The 17,275-nt window shown below is 75.3% G+C and carries 16 protein-coding genes; 15 read left to right on the top strand and 1 reads right to left on the bottom strand.

The annotated features are described in order from the left end of the window. Window positions 1-62 precede the first annotated feature (62 nt). The 15 genes from pyrR to ACI795_RS07490 all read left to right on the top strand — a co-directional run bounded on the left by pyrR (window position 63) and on the right by ACI795_RS07490 (window position 16,766). Window positions 63-647, top strand: coding sequence for a bifunctional pyr operon transcriptional regulator/uracil phosphoribosyltransferase PyrR (gene pyrR, locus ACI795_RS07560; RefSeq protein ID WP_457074834.1), 585 nt, complete (start codon window positions 63-65; stop codon window positions 645-647). After that, entirely contained in the window at window positions 644-1,564 is a 921-nt protein-coding gene (locus ACI795_RS07555; protein WP_457074833.1) for an aspartate carbamoyltransferase catalytic subunit, read from the top strand. The genes pyrR and ACI795_RS07555 overlap by 4 nt, the downstream gene beginning before the upstream one ends. Next, on the top strand, window positions 1,561-2,877 hold the full coding sequence (locus ACI795_RS07550) for a dihydroorotase (RefSeq protein WP_457074831.1): 1,317 nt from the start codon (window positions 1,561-1,563) through the stop codon (window positions 2,875-2,877). Before ACI795_RS07555 ends, ACI795_RS07550 begins: the two co-directional genes overlap by 4 nt. Then, window positions 2,874-4,043 (top strand): glutamine-hydrolyzing carbamoyl-phosphate synthase small subunit, encoded by a 1,170-nt coding sequence (gene carA, locus ACI795_RS07545; RefSeq protein WP_457074830.1) that lies wholly within the window; start codon window positions 2,874-2,876, stop codon window positions 4,041-4,043. The genes ACI795_RS07550 and carA overlap by 4 nt, the downstream gene beginning before the upstream one ends. 2 nt (window positions 4,044-4,045) lie before the next feature. Then, window positions 4,046-7,357 (top strand): carbamoyl-phosphate synthase large subunit, encoded by a 3,312-nt coding sequence (gene carB, locus ACI795_RS07540; RefSeq protein WP_457074829.1) that lies wholly within the window; start codon window positions 4,046-4,048, stop codon window positions 7,355-7,357. Then, window positions 7,354-8,319, top strand: coding sequence for an iron-sulfur cluster-binding protein (locus ACI795_RS07535; protein WP_457074828.1), 966 nt, complete (start codon window positions 7,354-7,356; stop codon window positions 8,317-8,319). The genes carB and ACI795_RS07535 overlap by 4 nt, the downstream gene beginning before the upstream one ends. Next, a complete protein-coding gene (locus ACI795_RS07530; RefSeq protein ID WP_457074827.1) occupies window positions 8,316-9,275 on the top strand; it encodes a dihydroorotate dehydrogenase in 960 nt (319 codons plus the stop codon). The genes ACI795_RS07535 and ACI795_RS07530 overlap by 4 nt, the downstream gene beginning before the upstream one ends. Continuing rightward, window positions 9,272-10,171, top strand: a complete 900-nt coding sequence (pyrF, locus tag ACI795_RS07525) for an orotidine-5'-phosphate decarboxylase (RefSeq protein WP_457074826.1) — start codon at window positions 9,272-9,274, stop codon at window positions 10,169-10,171. The genes ACI795_RS07530 and pyrF overlap by 4 nt, the downstream gene beginning before the upstream one ends. 10 nt (window positions 10,172-10,181) lie before the next feature. Further along, window positions 10,182-10,499: a hypothetical protein gene (locus ACI795_RS07520; RefSeq protein ID WP_457074825.1), complete on the top strand. Its 318-nt coding sequence runs from the start codon at window positions 10,182-10,184 to the stop codon at window positions 10,497-10,499. Window positions 10,500-10,733: 234 nt separating this feature from the next. Next, a complete protein-coding gene (gene mihF / locus ACI795_RS07515) occupies window positions 10,734-11,090 on the top strand; it encodes an integration host factor, actinobacterial type (protein WP_457074824.1) in 357 nt (118 codons plus the stop codon). A gap of 46 nt (window positions 11,091-11,136) precedes the next feature. Then, entirely contained in the window at window positions 11,137-11,715 is a 579-nt protein-coding gene (gmk, locus tag ACI795_RS07510; protein WP_457074823.1) for a guanylate kinase, read from the top strand. Window positions 11,716-11,797: 82 nt separating this feature from the next. Continuing rightward, the gene (gene rpoZ, locus ACI795_RS07505; RefSeq protein WP_153360746.1) at window positions 11,798-12,061 is read left to right on the top strand and encodes a DNA-directed RNA polymerase subunit omega; all 264 of its coding nucleotides are present in this window, start codon (window positions 11,798-11,800) and stop codon (window positions 12,059-12,061) included. A gap of 131 nt (window positions 12,062-12,192) precedes the next feature. After that, window positions 12,193-13,410, top strand: a complete 1,218-nt coding sequence (gene coaBC, locus ACI795_RS07500; RefSeq protein WP_457074822.1) for a bifunctional phosphopantothenoylcysteine decarboxylase/phosphopantothenate--cysteine ligase CoaBC — start codon at window positions 12,193-12,195, stop codon at window positions 13,408-13,410. A 136-nt stretch (window positions 13,411-13,546) separates the two neighbouring features. Next, window positions 13,547-14,770: a methionine adenosyltransferase gene (gene metK, locus ACI795_RS07495; protein ID WP_457074820.1), complete on the top strand. Its 1,224-nt coding sequence runs from the start codon at window positions 13,547-13,549 to the stop codon at window positions 14,768-14,770. A gap of 49 nt (window positions 14,771-14,819) precedes the next feature. Further along, window positions 14,820-16,766 (top strand): primosomal protein N', encoded by a 1,947-nt coding sequence (locus tag ACI795_RS07490; RefSeq protein ID WP_457074819.1) that lies wholly within the window; start codon window positions 14,820-14,822, stop codon window positions 16,764-16,766. Window positions 16,767-16,776: 10 nt separating this feature from the next. Here the strand turns inward: ACI795_RS07490 and ACI795_RS07485 are convergent, their stop codons facing one another. Then, window positions 16,777-17,271, bottom strand: a complete 495-nt coding sequence (locus tag ACI795_RS07485) for a hypothetical protein (RefSeq protein ID WP_457074817.1) — start codon at window positions 17,269-17,271, stop codon at window positions 16,777-16,779. Window positions 17,272-17,275 lie beyond the last annotated feature (4 nt).

Raw genomic sequence — 17,275 nt, 5'->3', positions numbered from 1 at the left:
TACCGTCGTGCCCGGTCCCACTCCTTTAACGACCCGTCCAGTGAGGCGGGGAAGGAGGCCTGATGACCATGTCATCTGAGCTGCCGTCCGATCCGCCCGCCCCGCCGCTGCTCGGCGCCGACGACCTCGCCCGCGTGGTCGACCGGATCGCCCACCAGCTGATCGAGAAGGCGGGCAACTCCCTCGCCGACCTGGTGCTCGTCGGCATCCCCACCCGCGGCGCCCCGCTGGCCCGCCGGCTCGCCGCCCGGGTCGAGGCCTTCTCCGGCGCCGCCGTCGACGTCGGCACCGTCGACATCACCCTCTACCGGGACGACCTGCGGCGGCGCGGGGTGCGCGCGCTGGAGGACACCCGGCTGCCCGGCGCCGGGATCGACGACCGGCTGGTGGTCCTCGTCGACGACGTGCTCTTCTCCGGCCGCTCGGTCCGCGCCGCGCTGGACGCGCTGCGCGACCTGGGCCGCCCGCGCGCCGTCCAGCTGGCGGTGCTGGTCGACCGCGGCCACCGGGAGCTGCCGATCCGCGCCGACTACGTGGGCAAGAACGTGCCCACCGCGCGCAGCCAGAAGGTCGAGGTCCACCTGGCCGAGATCGACGGACTCGACGAGGTCCTCGTGACCGGCGGCGTCACCGGCGGCGACCGGTGAAGCGGCACCTGCTGGAGGCCGGCGACCTCGACCGGGACGACGCGACCCTGGTGCTGGACACCGCGGCGCAGATCGAGCAGGCGCTGGCCGGGCGCGAGGTCAAGAAGCTCCCCACCCTGCGGGGGCGCACCGTGGTGAACCTCTTCTACGAGGACTCCACCCGCACCCGGATCTCCTTCGAGCTGGCGGCCAAGCGGCTCTCCGCCGACGTCATCAACTTCTCCGCCAAGGGCAGCAGCGTCTCCAAGGGCGAGAGCCTCAAGGACACCGCGCTGACCCTGGAGGCGATGGGCGCCGACGGCATCGTCGTCCGGCACGGTGCCTCCGGGGCGCCGCACCGGCTGGCGCACTGGGTCCGCGGCAGCGTGGTCAACGCCGGCGACGGCACGCACGAGCACCCCACCCAGGCGCTGCTGGACGCCTACACGATCCGCCGGCGGGTGGGCCGGCTCGACGGCGTCCGGGTGGCGATCGTCGGCGACGTGCTGCACAGCCGGGTGGCCCGGTCCAACGTCTGGCTGCTGGCCACCCTCGGCGCCGAGGTCACCCTGGTGGCGCCGCCGACGCTGCTGCCGGTCGGGGTGGGCAGCTGGCCGGTGCGGGTCGGCTACGACCTGGACGCCGTGCTGCCGAAGGCCGACGTGGTGATGATGCTGCGGGTGCAGGGCGAGCGGATGAACGCCTCGTTCTTCCCCAGCGCCCGGGAGTACAGCCGCCGGTACGGGCTGGACGCCCACCGGATGGCGGCGCTGCCCGACGACGCGATCGTCATGCACCCCGGGCCGATGAACCGGGGCATGGAGATCGCCGCCGAGGTGGCCGACTCGGCCCGCTCCACGATCGTCGACCAGGTCGGCAACGGCGTCAGCGTGCGCATGGCCGTCCTGTACCTGCTGCTGGGAGGCGCACCCGAATGACCGTGTTGATCAAGGGGGCCCGCCCGTACGGCGAGGACGCCGTCGACCTGCTGCTGGACGACGGCCGGATCGCCGCCGTCGGCTCCGGCCTCGCGGCCGACGGTGCGCAGGTGGTCGACGCGGCCGGGCTGGTCGCGCTGCCGGGGCTGGTCGACCTGCACACCCACCTGCGCGAGCCGGGGCGGGAGGACGCCGAGACCGTCGAGACCGGCAGCCGGGCCGCGGCGCTGGGCGGCTTCACCGCGGTGCACGCGATGGCCAACACCGACCCGGTCGCCGACACCGCCGGCGTGGTCGAGCAGGTGTGGCGGCTGGGCCAGCAGGCCGGGCTGGTCGACGTCGTCCCGGTCGGGGCGGTGACCGTCGGCCTGCGCGGCGAGCGGCTGGCCGAGCTCGGCGCGATGGCCGACTCCGCCGCCCGGGTGCGGGTCTTCTCCGACGACGGGCACTGCGTGGCCGACCCGGCGCTGATGCGCCGGGCGCTGGAGTACGTGAAGGCCTTCGACGGCGTCGTCGCCCAGCACGCGGAGGAGCCGCGGCTCACCGTCGGCGCGCAGATGAACGAGGGCGAGCGCTCCGCGCGGCTGGGCCTGGCCGGCTGGCCGGCCGCCGCCGAGGAGGCGGTGATCGCCCGCGACGTGCTGCTGGCCGGGCACGTCGGCGCCCGGCTGCACGTCTGCCACGTCTCGACCGCGGGCTCGGTGGAGATCCTGCGCTGGGCGAAGTCGCGCGGCGTGCAGGTGACCGCGGAGGTCACCCCGCACCACCTGCTGCTCACCGACGAGTGCGTGGAGGGCTCCGGGGCCGGCGGAGCCGGGTGGGGCCCGTACGACCCGGTGTTCAAGGTGAACCCGCCGCTGCGCACGGCCGAGGACGTCGAGGCGCTGCGGGCCGGGCTGGCCGACGGCACCATCGACGCCGTCGGCACCGACCACGCCCCGCACGCGGTGGAGGACAAGGAGAGCGAGTGGGCCGCCGCCCGCCCCGGCATGCTCGGGCTGGAGCAGGCGCTCTCCGTCGTCGTGCAGACCATGGTCGAGCCGGGCCGGCTCGACTGGCGCGGCGTCGCCGACCGCATGTCGGTCCGTCCGGCGGCCATCGGCCGCCTGGCCGGGCACGGCCGCCCGCTCGCCGTCGGCGAGCCGGCCAACCTGCTGCTGCTGGACCCCGCGCACCGGGCCACCGTCGACCCGGCCGCGCTGGCCAGCCGCAGCCGCAACAGCCCCTATGCCGGCCGGGAGCTCCCCGGCCGGGTGGTCGCCACGTTCCTGCACGGGGTGGCGACCGTTCTGGACGGGAAGGCACAGAAGTGAGTGAGGCACTGCTCGTTCTCGAGGACGGGCGCACGTTCCGTGGCGAGGCCTACGGCAAGGTCGGGACGACGGTCGGGGAGGCGGTCTTCTCCACCGGCATGACCGGTTACCAGGAGACGCTGACCGACCCCAGCTACGCCCGGCAGATCGTGGTGATGACCGCTCCGCACGTCGGCAACACCGGGGTCAACGCCGAGGACGACGAGAGTCGCCGCATGTGGGTGGCCGGCTTCGTCGTCCGCGACCCCGCCCGCCGGCCGGCGAACTGGCGCGCCACCGGCAGCCTGGACGACGAGCTCACCGCGCAGGGCGTGGTCGGGATCAGCGGCATCGACACCCGCGCGCTCACCCGGCACCTGCGCGACCGCGGGGCCATGCGCGCCGGGATCAGCAGCGAGGGCCTGGACCGCGACGCGCTGCTGGCCCGGGTGACCGCGAGCGAGCCGATGACCGGCGCGGACCTGGCGCCGCTGGTCAGCGCCGACGACCCCTACGTCGTCCCGGCGGTGGGGGAGAAGCGCTTCACCATCGCCGCGCTCGACCTGGGCATCAAGACCGCCACCCCGCGGGCGCTGGCCGAGCTCGGCGTGGAGACCCACGTGCTGCCGGCCACCGCCACCGCGGAGGACCTGCTGCGCCACGGGGTCGACGGCGTGTTCATCTCCAACGGGCCGGGTGACCCGGCCGCCGCCGACTACGCGGTCGCGGCGGTGCGCGGGGTGCTCGAGGCCCGCCGCCCGCTGTTCGGCATCTGCTTCGGCAACCAGATCCTGGGCCGGGCGCTGGGCCTGGGCACCTACAAGCTGCGCTTCGGCCACCGCGGCCTCAACCAGCCGGTGCTCGACCGGGTCAGCGGCACGGTGCGGGTCACCAGCCACAACCACGGGTTCGCCGTCGACGCGCCGCTGGACCGGACCACCGACACCCCGTTCGGCCCGGTCGAGGTCAGCCACGTCGGGCTCAACGACGACGTCGTCGAGGGGCTGCGGCTGACCGAGGCGCCGGCGTTCAGCGTGCAGTTCCACCCGGAGGCGGCCGCGGGGCCGCACGACGCCAACCCGCTGTTCGACCGGTTCGTCGACCTGATGGCCGCCGAGCGGGAACGCGGGAACGCCGTCAGCCCGCCGCCCACCGTCCAGGACACCACCGGCGAGAAGGAGGCCTGAGGATGCCCAAGCGGACAGACCTCCAGCACGTGATGGTGATCGGCTCCGGGCCGATCGTCATCGGCCAGGCCAGCGAGTTCGACTACTCCGGCACCCAGGCCTGCCGGGTGCTCAAGGCCGAGGGGCTGCGCGTCAGCCTGGTCAACAGCAACCCGGCCACGATCATGACCGACCCCGAGGTCGCCGACGCCACCTACGTGGAGCCGCTGACCCCCGACTTCGTCGAGCGGGTCATCGCCGCCGAGCGCCCCGACGCGCTGCTGGCCACCCTCGGCGGGCAGACGGCGCTGAACATCGCCATCGGCCTCTACGAGAACGGCGTGCTGGAGAAGTACGGCGTCCAGCTGATCGGTGCCGACGTCGACGCGATCAACCGCGGCGAGGACCGGCAGAAGTTCAAGGACATCGTCCGCTCCATCGGCGCCGACGCCCCCCGCTCCCGGGTCTGCGGCAGCGTCGAGGAGGCGCTGGAGACCGCCGCCGAGGTCGGCTACCCGGTGGTCATCCGGCCCAGCTTCACCATGGGCGGGCTGGGCTCGGGCATCGCCACCGACGAGCCGATGCTGCGCCGGATGGCCGGCCACGGCCTGGCCGACTCCCCGGTGCACACCGTCCTCATCGAGGAGTCGGTGCTGGGCTGGAAGGAGTACGAGCTCGAGCTGATGCGCGACCGCAGCGACAACGTGGTCGTCATCTGCTCGATCGAGAACATCGACGCCATGGGCGTGCACACCGGCGACTCGGTGACCGTCGCCCCGGCGATGACGCTCACCGACCGCGAGTACCAGCACATGCGCGACGTCGGCATCGCCGTGCTGCGCGAGGTCGGCGTGGACACCGGCGGTTGCAACATCCAGTTCGCCGTCCACCCCGAGACGGGCCGCCTGGTCGTCATCGAGATGAACCCGCGGGTGTCCCGCTCCAGCGCGCTGGCGTCCAAGGCGACCGGCTTCCCGATCGCCAAGATCGCCGCCAAGCTGGCCATCGGCTACACCCTCGACGAGATCACCAACGACATCACCGGGGTCACCCCGGCGTCGTTCGAGCCGTCGCTGGACTACGTCGTGGTCAAGATCCCGCGCTTCGCCTTCGAGAAGTTCCCCGGCGCCGACCCGCGGCTGACCACCACGATGAAGAGCGTCGGTGAGGTGATGGCCATGGGCCGCAACTTCACCGAGGCGCTGGGCAAGGCGATGCGGTCCACCGAGACGTCGGCCGCCGGTTTCTGGACCGAGCCGGCGCCCCGGGCGACGGCGGAGGAGCTGCTCGAGCAGCTGCGCACCCCGGTCGACGGCCGGCTGTACGTGGCCCGGCAGGCCCTGGCGGCCGGCGCCACCGTCGAGCAGGTGTCGCAGGCGTCGGGGTTCGACGCCTGGTTCGTCGACCAGATCGCGCTGGTGCACGAGGTCGGCGAGGAGGTCCGCGACGCCCCGGCGCTCACGCCGGAGCTGCTCCGTCGGGCCAAGCGGCACGGCCTCTCCGACCGGCAGGTCGCCGCGCTGCGGCCCGAGCTCGCCGGTGAGGACGGCGTGCGGGTGCTCCGCTGGCGGCTGGGCATCCGGCCGGTCTACAAGACGGTGGACACCTGCGCGGCCGAGTTCGCCGCCCGCACGCCCTACCACTACTCCTCCTACGACGAGGAGACCGAGGTCGAGCCGCGGGAGAAGCCGGCGGTGCTGATCCTGGGCTCGGGCCCCAACCGGATCGGGCAGGGCGTCGAGTTCGACTACTCCTGCGTGCACGCGGTGATGGCGCTGCAGGACGCCGGCTACGAGGCGGTGATGGTCAACTGCAACCCGGAGACCGTCTCCACCGACTACGACGTCGCCGACCGGCTGTACTTCGAGCCGCTCACCTTCGAGGACGTGCTGGAGGTCGTCGAGGCCGAGCGCGCCGCCGGCCCGGTCGCCGGGGTCATCTGCACCCTGGGCGGGCAGACCCCGCTGGGCCTGGCGCAGCGGCTGAAGGACGCCGGGGTGCCGGTGCTGGGCACCTCCCCGGAGGCGATCGACGCCGCCGAGGACCGCGGCGAGTTCTCCCGGGTGCTGTCCGACACCGGGCTGCTCTCGCCCAAGCACGGCATGGCGACGACGTCCGCCGAGGCCAAGCAGGTGGCGGCGACCATCGGCTACCCCGTGCTCGTCCGCCCCTCCTACGTGCTGGGCGGGCGTGGCATGGAGATCGTCTACGACGACGCCACGCTGGAGTCCTACATCACCAAGGCCACCGACGTGAGCACCGACCACCCGGTGCTGGTCGACCGCTTCCTCGAGGACGCCATCGAGATCGACGTCGACGCGCTCTTCGACGGCACCGAGCTGTACCTCGGCGGGGTCATGGAGCACATCGAGGAGGCCGGCGTGCACTCCGGTGACTCGGCGTGCGCCCTGCCCCCGATCACCCTGGGCGGCACGGACCTGCAGGCCATCCGGCGGGCCACCGGGGCGCTCGCGGCCCGGATCGGCGTGCGCGGCCTGATGAACGTGCAGTACGCGCTCAAGGACGACGTCCTCTACGTGCTGGAGGCCAACCCGCGGGCCAGCCGCACCGTCCCGTTCGTCTCCAAGGCGACGGCGGTGCAGCTGGCCAAGGCCGCGGCGCGGATCGCGGTCGGGGAGTCGATCGCCGAGCTGCGGGCCGCCGGTGTGCTCGCGGCCGTCGGCGACGGCGCCGACCTGCCGGCGGACGCACCGATCGCCGTCAAGGAGGCCGTGCTGCCCTTTCACCGGTTCCGCACCGTCGAGGGGCATGGCGTCGACACGGTCCTGGGGCCGGAGATGAAGTCCACCGGTGAGGTGATGGGGCTGGACGCGGAGTTCGGCACCGCGTTCGCCAAGTCCCAGGCCGCGGTCTACGGCGACCTGCCCACCGAGGGCACCGTCTTCGTCTCGCTGGCCAACCGGGACAAGCGCTCGGCGGTCTTCCCGGTCAAGCGGCTGGCCGACCTCGGCTTCACCGTGCTGGCCACCGCCGGCACCGCCCAGGTGCTGCGCCGCAACGGGGTGCACTGCGAGGTGGTCGGGAAGTACAGCGACGGGCCCGGCAACGTCGTCGAGCGGATCCAGTCCGGCGACGTCGACATCGTGGTGAACACCCCGTTCGGCACACCCGGCAACAGCGGGCCGCGGTTGGACGGGTACGAGATCCGCGCCGCCGCGGTCACCGCGGGCATCCCGAGCATCACCACCACGCAGGGCCTGGCCGCCGCGGTGCAGGGCATCGAGGCGCTGCGCCGCGGGCACCTGGGCGTGCGCAGCCTGCAGGACCTGCACCGCGCGCTGGCCGCCGCCCCGCGTCCCGGCGCCCCGGCATGACCGGCGGGCTGCTGACCGAGCCGGCGCCGGCGGCGCCGCGGACCCCCGTGCAGCGGGTGGTCGCGGTGGCCGGCCGGCGGCCCGTCGGTGCCTACGTGGAGCTGAGCCTCGCCGCCCCCGAGGTGGCCGAGCGGGCCGTGCCCGGCCAGTTCGTCGCCTTCGCGGTCGGCGGCCCCACCTCCGCGAACCTGCTCCGGCGCTCCATCGCGATCGCCGGGGTGGGCGGTGGCCAGGTGCAGGTGGTCGTCTCCCCGCACGGGCCCGGCTCCAGCTGGCTGGCCGGGCTGGCGCCCGGGGACGTGGTCGACGTCGTCGGCCCGCTGGGCCGCCCGTTCCCGATGCCGCCGCCGGGCACCCCGGCGTTGCTGGTCGGCGGCGGCTACGGCGCCGCCGCGCTGGTCGGGCTGGCCGGGCGGCTGCGCGCCACCGGCTCCGAGGTCGCCGCCGTCACCGGCGCGGCGTCGGCCGGGCGGCTGTGCTCGGTGGAGGAGCTCGGTGCGCTGGCCGCGCCGTTCGTGGTGATGACCGACGACGGCAGCGCCGGGCGCCGCGGCTGGGTCACCGAGGCCGTCGCCGAGCTGGTCAGCGGCGCCGGGGTCGTCTACGCCTGCGGCCCGATGGGCATGCTGCGTGCGGTCGCCGACGTGGCCACCGCCGCCCGGGTGCCCAGCTACGTCGCCGTCGAGGAGTCGATGGCCTGCGGCGTCGGGGTCTGCATGACCTGCGTGCTGCCGGTGGTCGGCGCCGACGGGCGCACCCGGTTCGCCCGCTCGTGCGTCGACGGGCCGGTCTTCGGCGGGGACCGGGTCCGCTTCGCCGACGTCGGCACCCTGCCGGCGGACGTCGTCGGTGCGGATGCCATGGGCCTCACCCCACCGGCGGCGCCCACGCCGGCGGGCTCGCCCCCCACCCCGGTCGCCCCACCCGAGGCCGACTCCGGCACCCCGGGAGCGCCGTCGTGACCGTCGAGCACGCCCCGCCGGCCGCGGTCGACATGCGCACGGCCATCGGCCGGGTGCCGGTGCCCAGCCCGGTGTTCACCGCGTCGGGCTGCTCCGGCTCCGGCCGGGAGCTGGCGCCCTTCCTCGACCTCACCGCCATCGGTGCGGTGGTCACCAAGTCCGTGCAGCTGCGGCCCCGCTCGGGCCGGCCGACGCCGCGGATGGCGGAGACCCCGAGCGGGATGCTCAACTCCATCGGCCTGCAGGGGCCGGGCATCGACGGGCTGCTGGCCGAGGACCTGCCCTGGCTCGCCCAGCGCGGTGCCCGGGCGTTCGTCTCGATCGCCGGCACCCGGGTGGAGGACTTCGCCGAGCTGGCCACCCGGCTGCGCGGCGTGCCGGGCGTGCTGGGCATCGAGGTGAACATCTCCTGCCCGAACGTGGAGAGCCGCGGCGAGGTCTTCGCCTGCGACCCGGTCGCCGCCCGCGACGTCGTGGCCGCGGTGCGTGCGGCCGCCGACCCCGCCCAGCCGGTCTACGCCAAGCTGAGCCCGGACGTCACCGACATCGTCACGATCGCCCGGTCGGTCGTCGACGCCGGCGCCGACGGGCTGTCGATGATCAACACCCTGCTGGGGCTGGTCATCGACCCCGACACCATGCGCCCGGTGCTCGGCGGGGTCACCGGAGGGCTGTCCGGTCCGGCGATCCGCCCGGTGGCGCTGCGCTGCGTCTGGCAGGTGCACCAGGCCCTGCCGCAGGTGCCGATCCTCGGCATGGGCGGCATCCGCAGCGGCCTGGACGCGTTGCAGTTCGTCCTCGCCGGGGCGAGCGCGGTGAGCGTCGGGACGACGGTCTTCAACGACCCCTCGGCGCCGGCGCGCATCCACGCCGAACTGGCCGCGGCGCTGGCGGCCCGCGGGTTCGGCTCGCTGACCGACGCCGTCGGCCACGCCCACCGGCCGGTGGGCTCGTGACCCGCCCGGTGCAGGCCGGGGCCGACCCGTTCGGTGCGCGGCTGGCCGCGGCGGTGTCCGACCGCGGGCCGTTGTGCGTCGGCATCGACCCGCACCGGCCGCTGCTGCTGGACTGGGGCCTCGGCGACGACGTCGACGGGCTGCGCCGGTTCACCGATGCCGTCGTCGACGCACTCGCCGGGCACGTGGCGGTGCTCAAGCCGCAGATGGCCTTCTACGAGCGGCACGGTGCCGCTGGTGTCGCCGTGCTGGAGGAGGCGGTCGCCCGGGCCCGGGCGGCCGGTGCGCTGGTGCTGCTGGACGCCAAGCGCGGCGACATCGGCTCCACCATGGGCGCCTACGCCGAGTACCTGCGCAGCGACCACCCGATGCAGGTCGACGCGCTGACCGTGAGCCCCTACCTCGGCCCGGGCTCGCTGGAGCCGGCCGTCGACACCGCACGGCGGTTCGGCGGGGGGCTCTTCGTGCTGGCCCGCACCTCGAACCCCGACGCCGGCACCTTCCAGCACGCCCGGGTGGGGGAGCGGACCGTCGCCCAGGCCGTCGTGGACACCGTTGGTGGCTGGAACGCGCCGGACTGGCTGGGCGGCGACCCGGCGCCCGACCCCGTGGAGTTCGCCGACCAGCAGCGCCGCTGGGGGCCGTCCACGGGGTCCTTCGGCGTCGTGGTGGGTGCGACCCTGCCCGAGCTCGACGTCGACCTGTCCGGGCTGCGTGGCCCGGTGCTCGCACCCGGACTGGGCGCGCAGGGCGGCACCGTGGCCGACCTGCGGCGGCTGTTCGGCACCGACCGGGCCGTCGTCCCCACCGTGTCCCGGGACGTGCTCTCCGCCGGCCCGGACGGCGCCGCACTGCGTGCGGCCGCCGACCGCTGGACGGCGGAGCTGTCCGCGTGAGGTCGGCGGCGTGAGGCGGGCGGTGCCCTGGCTGGTGCTGGCGCTCGGTGCCGGCCTGGCGGTCGCCGGGGTGACCACCTTCTGGGTGGCCAACACCCGGCCGCCCGCCTGGACCGCGTACTCCGGCTCCTACGAGCCGCTGGTCCCCGGGACGGTCGTGGCCTACGAGAGCGACCTCACCCTGACGTTCGACGCCGGGCCCACCGTGCTGTGGACGCAGCAGCACGTCGTCGGCTGCGGGCTGCTGCTGGCGGGGCTGCTCGTCCTGGTCGGACTGGGTGGCTGGGTGCTCGGCCGGCGGTCCGGTCGGGGCGTGCGGACGGACTGAGCCGCGACACGCGCGCTGACCAGCAGTGACGAAATCGGTGCTCGGCGTGTCCGCCGGGGCGCCCCGGCGATGTGCACACCGGCCCGGCGCTCCTGACACCGGGGCTGGCGTGACCAGTCGGTTCCGGATGACTAGGTTGACGGCGCAGGCTCTCACCGCGGGCCGTCGCGATCGAGCTGGATCACCGAAGAACTGCGCCGGCACGCGCCGGACTGAACACGATTGGGTTGCTCCGTGCCCCTTCCCGAGTTGTCCCCCGAACAGCGCGCCGCTGCCCTGGAGAAGGCGGCCGCGGCCCGCAAGGCCCGTGCCGAGCTGCGTGAGCGGCTGAAGAGCAAGGGCGCCACGGTCGGCGACGTCCTCAAGCAGGGCGAGACCGACGAGGTCATCGGCAAGATGCGGGTCTCCGCGGTGCTCGAGTCGCTGCCCGGCGTCGGCAAGGCGCGGGCGGCGAAGATCATGGAGCGCCTGGAGATCTCCCCGACCCGCCGGGTGCGCGGCCTGGGCGCCAACCAGCGCCGTGCGCTGGAGACGGAGTTCGGCGGCGAGCACGTCGAGGCCGACCAGGTCCCCACCGAGGGTGCCCTCTGACCCACGCGGCGGTGGTCCCCGACCACCCCGGTGCGATGATCAACGAGTGGCACGACAGAACCGCGCGCGGCTGACCGTGCTCTCCGGCCCCTCGGGCGTCGGCAAGGGCACGGTCGTCGCGGAGGTCCGGCGCCGGCACCCGGACGTCTGGGTGTCGGTGTCGGTCACCACCCGCAAGCCCCGGCCCGGTGAGGTGGACGGCGAGCACTACCTGTTCGTCGAGGACGACTACTTCGACTGGCTGATCGCCGAGGACGGGCTGCTGGAGTGGGCCTCCTACGCGGGCAACCGCTACGGCACCCCCCGCGGCCCGGTGGAGGAGCAGCTGGCCAGCGGCAACCCCGCGCTGCTGGAGATCGAGCTGCAGGGCGCGCGGCAGGTGCGCGAGCGCGCCCCGGAGGCCCAGCTGGTCTTCCTGGCCCCGCCGTCCTGGTCGGAGCTGGTCAGCCGGCTGGCCGGCCGCGGCACCGAGGCGCCCGAGGTCCAGTCCCGCCGGCTGGCGCTCGCACAGGCCGAGCTGGACGCCGCGGGGGAGTTCGACGTCGTCGTCGTCAACGACGACGTGGCCAGGGCGGCCGACGAGTTGGTAAGCTTGCTGACTGCGCCTCCGCCCGCTGGTCCCTGACCGCGTCGAGGGCGCACCCGAGGCGACCGTGCGGAGCCATCCGCCGCCCGCCCGCACACCGAGTTGAGGAGCACGCCCGCCCGTGTCCGGAGTCGCACCCGCCCCTGAGGGCATCACCAACCCGCCGATCGACGAGCTGCTCGAGCGGACCACCAGCAAGTACGGGCTGGTCATCTACGCCGCCAAGCGTGCGCGTCAGATCAACGCCTACTACAGCCAGCTCTCCGAGGGCCTGCTGGAGTACGTCGGGCCGCTGGTCGACACCGCGCCCCAGGAGAAGCCGCTCTCGATCGCGCTGCGCGAGATCAACGAGGGCCTGCTGACCCACACCGCCGGCGAGAACTGACGGAGGACCCCCTCGCCCCCACCGCTCGCAGGCTCGCGGCGGGGCCCGGCGAGCGGGCCGTGGCCCGAACTGATGACGACGCCCCCGGCTGCTGCCGGGGGCGTCGTCGCGCCTGGGGGAGGATGGACGGCATGAGCCGGATCGTGCTGGGGGTGGGCGGCGGCGTCGCCGCCTACAAGTCCGCGCTGCTGCTGCGCGCACTCACCGAGGCCGGGCACGACGTCCGCGTGGTGCCCACCGCGGCCGCGCTGCGCTTCGTCGGCGCGGCCACCTTCGAGGCGTTGTCGGGCAACCCGGTCACCACGGACGTGTGGGACGACGTCCCCGAGGTGGCGCACGTGCGCATCGGGCAGACCGCCGACCTGGTGCTGGTGAACCCGGCCACCGCCGACCTGCTCGCCCGCGCGGCCACCGGCCGCGCCGACGACCTGCTCACCGCCACGCTGCTCACCGCGCACGCACCCGTCGTCTTCGTCCCGGCCATGCACACCGAGATGTGGCTGCACCCGGCCACCCAGGACAACGTGGCCACCCTGCGCCGCCGGGGCGCGGTCGTGCTGCCCCCCGCCGTGGGCCGGCTCACCGGGCCCGACTCCGGCCCCGGCCGGCTGCCCGAACCGGCCGACGTCGCCGCGCTGGCCGCCGTCGTCCTGGAGCACGGTGCCGCCGCGCTCCGCCAGGACCTCACCGGGCGCCGGGTGGTCATCAGCGCCGGGGGCACCCGGGAGGCGTTGGACCCGGTGCGCTACCTGGGCAACCGCTCCTCCGGCCGGCAGGGCTGGGCGCTGGCCCGGGTGGCGGCCGCGCGGGGCGCCGAGGTCGTGCTGGTCGCGGCCAACGTCGCCGAGCCCGCCCCGTTCGGCGTCCGCACCGTCGCCGTGGAGTCCGCCGAGGAGCTGCGCGCGGCGATGGCGGCCGAGGCAGTGGCGGCCGACGTCGTCGTCATGGCGGCGGCCGTCGCCGACTTCCGGCCGGTCGCGGTGGCCGACACCAAGGTCAAGAAGGGCAGCGCCGCCGAGCCGGACACCGTCGCGTTGACCCGCACCGCCGACGTGCTCGCCGAGCTCGTGACCGCCCGCGCCCCCGGCCAGGTCGTCGTCGGCTTCGCCGCGGAGACCGGGGACGCCGAGGGGGACGTGCTCACCCACGCCCGGGCCAAGCTGGCCCGCAAGGGCGTCGACCTGCTGGTGGTCAACGACGTCTCCGCCGGCCGGGTGTTCGGCCGCGAGGACAACGAGGTGACCGTGCTGGCCGACGACGGGACCGCGACCCCGCTGCCGGCCGCCCGCAAGGACGCCGTCGCCGCAGGCATCTGGGACGCCGTGGCACGCCGGCTCCCCGGCGCGTGATCCCCACCGGCTGATCTCCCCGGGCCCCCGCACCGGCGCCGCCCGACGGGGATCCGACCCCGCCGGTAGGCTCGGCGGTCGAGCTCACCACCGGACGCGGGTCCCGCGCTCGGCCGTCGATCGCAGGGAGAACCGAGTGGCACGCCGCCTCTTCACGTCCGAGTCGGTCACCGAGGGGCACCCCGACAAGATCGCCGACCAGATCAGCGACTCGATCCTGGACGCGATGCTGGAGCAGGACCCGCGCAGCCGGGTCGCCGTCGAGACGATGATCACCACCGGCCAGGTGCACATCGCCGGTGAGGTGACCACCTCGGGCTACGTGGACATCGCCGACATCGTGCGGCGCACCATCCTCGGGATCGGTTACGACTCCTCGCGCAAGGGCTTCGACGGCGCCTCCTGCGGGGTCAGCGTCTCCATCGGCGCGCAGTCCCCGGACATCGCGCAGGGCGTCGACACCGCCTACGAGTCCCGCATCGCCGGGCTCACCGACGCCGAGCACCGCGCGGCCATCGCCGACGACCTGATCGAGCGGCAGGGCGCCGGCGACCAGGGCCTGATGTTCGGCTACGCCACCGACGAGACCCCTGAGCTCATGCCGCTGCCGATCGCCCTGGCGCACCGGCTGTCCCGCCGGCTCTCCGCGGTGCGCAAGGACGGGTCGGTGCCCTACCTGCGGCCCGACGGCAAGACCCAGGTCACCGTGGTCTACGAGGACGACCGGCCGGTCGCCGTCGACACCGTGGTCGTCTCCAGCCAGCACGCCGAGGACATCTCGATCGAGACGCTGCTCGCCCCCGACGTGCAGGAGCTCGTCGTCGAGCCCGAGCTCGCCGCCCTCGGCCTGCCCACCAGCGGTTACCGCCTGCTGGTCAACCCCACCGGCAAGTTCGTGATCGGCGGCCCGATGGGCGACGCCGGGCTCACCGGCCGCAAGATCATCGTCGACACCTACGGCGGCATGGCCCGCCACGGTGGTGGCGCCTTCTCCGGCAAGGACCCGTCGAAGGTCGACCGGTCCGGGGCCTACGCGATGCGCTGGGTGGCCAAGAACGTCGTCGCCGCGGGGCTGGCCCGCCGCTGCGAGGTGCAGGTGGCCTACGCCATCGGCGCCGCGCACCCGGTCGGGCTGTTCGTGGAGACCTTCGGCACCAACACCGTGCCGGAGGAGGTGCTGGAGAAGGCGATCACCTCGGTCTTCGACCTGCGCCCCGGCGCGATCGTCCGCGACCTGGACCTGCTGCGCCCGATCTACGCCCCGACCGCCGCCTACGGGCACTTCGGCCGCACCGACGTGCAGCTGCCCTGGGAGCGGCTGGACCGGGTCGACGCGCTGAAGTCCGCCGTCGGCGTCTGAACCACTGACCGCCACGCTCGACCCCGACCCGGACCCACCCGCTCAGCGGGTGGCCCGGGTCGTCGTCGACGTGCCGCTGGCACACCTGGACCGGCCCTTCGACTACGCCGTCCCCGACGAGCTGGCCGAGCAGGTCGTCGCCGGCTGCCGGGTCCGGGTGCGCTTCGCCGGCAAGCTGGTCGACGGGGTGGTGCTGGAGCTCGCCGGCTCGACCGACCACACCGGAAAGCTGGCCCCGCTGGCCAAGGTCGTCTCCGCCGAGCCGGTGCTGACCCCGGAGGTCGCCGAGCTCGCCCGCTCCGTCGCCGACCGCTACGCCGGCACGATGACCGACGTCCTGCGCCTGGCGCTGCCCCCGCGGCGGGCCGCGCCGGAGAAGCGCCCGCCGGCCGAGTCGCCACCCCCGCCGCCGGCCCCGGACCCGGCCGGGTTCGCCCGGTACCCGACCGGCCCGCAGCTGCTCGCCGCCGTCGCCGAGGGGGCGCCGGCCCGGGCGGTGTGGACCGCACTGCCCGGTGAGGACTGGCCCACCCGGCTGGCCGAGCTGGCGCAGGCGGCGCTGTCGGGAGGGCGGGGCGCGCTGGTCGTCGTCCCGGACGGCAAGGACCTCGACCGGCTGGCCGGTGCCGCGGAGGCGCTGCTGCCGGCCGGCTCGGTGGCGGTGCTGCGGGCAGACGCCTCACCCGACGTCCGCTACGGCCGGTTCCTGACCGCCGCCCGGGGGAGCGCACAGGTGGTGCTGGGCACCCGGGGCGCCGTTCTGGCCCCGGTGCGCGACCTCGGGCTCGTCGTCGTCTGGGACGACGGCGACGACCTGCACGCCGAACCGCGCGCGCCCTACCCGCACGCCCGCGACGTGCTGGTGCACCGAGCCCACCTGGCCGGCTGTGCGGCGGTGGTCGCCGGCACCGCCCGCACCGCCGAGGGGCAGCTGCTGGTGGAGTCCGGCTGGGCGCACGAGCTCGTGGCCGACCGGGCCACCCTGCGCACCGCCGCCCCGCGCGTGCAGGCGGTGGGCAGCGACTTCGAGCTGGCCCGGGACGTCGCCGCCCGCACCGCCCGGCTGCCCACCCTGGCCTTCGACGTCGCCCGCAAGGCGCTGCAGGCCGGCACGCCGGTGCTCGTGCAGGTGCCACGCTCGGGCTACGTGCCGTCGCTGGTGTGCGACCGCTGCCGTGCACCGGCCCGCTGCGCGCACTGCGGCGGTCCGCTCGGCGTCTCGCCGCGACCAGGGCCGGGCGGCACCCGCATCGCCGCCTGCCGGTGGTGCGCCCGGCCGGCGGCCACCTTCGACTGCCCGCACTGCCACGGCACGAAGCTGCGCGCCGCGGTGATCGGGGAGGCCCGCACCGCCGAGGAGCTGGGCCGGGCCTTCCCGGGCGCCGCGGTGCGCGTCTCCGGTCGCGGCTCCGGCGTGCTGGCCACCGTCCCCGGCGGGGCGGCGCTGGTGGTCGCCACCCCGGGCGCCGAGCCGGTGGCCGAGGGCGGCTACGGGGCGGCGCTGCTGCTGGACGCCTGGGCGCTGCTGGGCCGGGCCGACCTGCGGGCGGGGGAGGAGACCCTGCGCCGCTGGATGAACGCCGCGGCCCTGGTGCGGTCGGGGCAGCCGGTGGTGGTGGCCGCCGACGCCGGCCACCCGGTGGTGCAGGCGCTGGTCCGCTGGGACCCCGCCGGGCTGGCCGCCCGGGAGCTCGCCGATCGCCGGGAGCTCGGCTTCCCGCCGGCCACCCGGATGGCGTCGCTGTCGGCGTCCCCGGCGGCGCTCGCGGACTTCCTGGACGCGCTGCGGCTGCCGGACCACGCCGACGTGCTGGGCCCGGTGCCCGAGCCGCCGCGACCCGGGCACGAGGGCGAGCGCGAGCGCTACCTGGTGCGGGTGCCGCGCACCGAGGGCACCGGGCTGGCCCGCGCGCTGCGCGAGGTGCAGGGGGTGCGCAGCGCGAAGAAGGCGCCCGAGCACGTCCGCGTGCAGCTCGACCCGCTCGAGCTGGCCTGACGGCCGGGCGTCAGTCGATCGGCTGGTCCAGCAGCTGGGCCAGCTCGGCGTCCATCCGGGCAGCCGCGACGTCCTCGGCGGCCCGCTCGGTGGCCCGCCGCCAGCGCACCGGCAGCGTGCAGGCCGCGGTGCCCACGCCGGCCAGGACGCCCAGCAGCAGGTGCGGACGGCGGTGGCCGCGGCGGCGCAGCACCCGGGCGAGCGGGCGGTGGACGGCGGTGACGCCCAGCCCCCACCCGGTGCTGACCAGCCCCTGGTGGCGCAGCACCGCGTGGTCGGCCGGGTCCGCGGGCTCCATCGGCATCCCCTGGAAGGTCCGCCGCAGCGCCGGCAGGTCGTGGGCGATCGTCTCCGCCGCCACCACCGCCATCACGGCCAGGTAGGCCCGGCGGCGGGCGGCCGACCGGGCGGGGTGGTCGAGGGCTGCCTCGGCGCCGCCGACGGCCACCCCGTCGACGACGCTGCTGAGGACGGCGTGCACGCGGTGGGCGGCGAGGGAGGCCATTCCT

Source organism: Modestobacter sp. SYSU DS0290 (assembly GCF_054050955.1).
This window is presented reverse-complemented; position numbering and strand designations above follow the sequence as displayed.

What these genes read in the sequence shown, in the direction of transcription:
- pyrR (WP_457074834.1), top strand. Translation starts at nt 63, where the DNA reads ATGACCATGTCATCTGAGCTGCCGTCCGATCCGCCCGCCCCGCCGCTG.
- ACI795_RS07550 (WP_457074831.1), top strand. Translation starts at nt 1,561, where the DNA reads ATGACCGTGTTGATCAAGGGGGCCCGCCCGTACGGCGAGGACGCCGTC.
- carB (WP_457074829.1), top strand. Translation starts at nt 4,046, where the DNA reads ATGCCCAAGCGGACAGACCTCCAGCACGTGATGGTGATCGGCTCCGGG.
- ACI795_RS07535 (WP_457074828.1), top strand. Translation starts at nt 7,354, where the DNA reads ATGACCGGCGGGCTGCTGACCGAGCCGGCGCCGGCGGCGCCGCGGACC.
- coaBC (WP_457074822.1), top strand. Translation starts at nt 12,193, where the DNA reads ATGAGCCGGATCGTGCTGGGGGTGGGCGGCGGCGTCGCCGCCTACAAG.
- ACI795_RS07485 (WP_457074817.1), bottom strand. Translation starts at nt 17,271, where the DNA reads ATGGCCTCCCTCGCCGCCCACCGCGTGCACGCCGTCCTCAGCAGCGTC.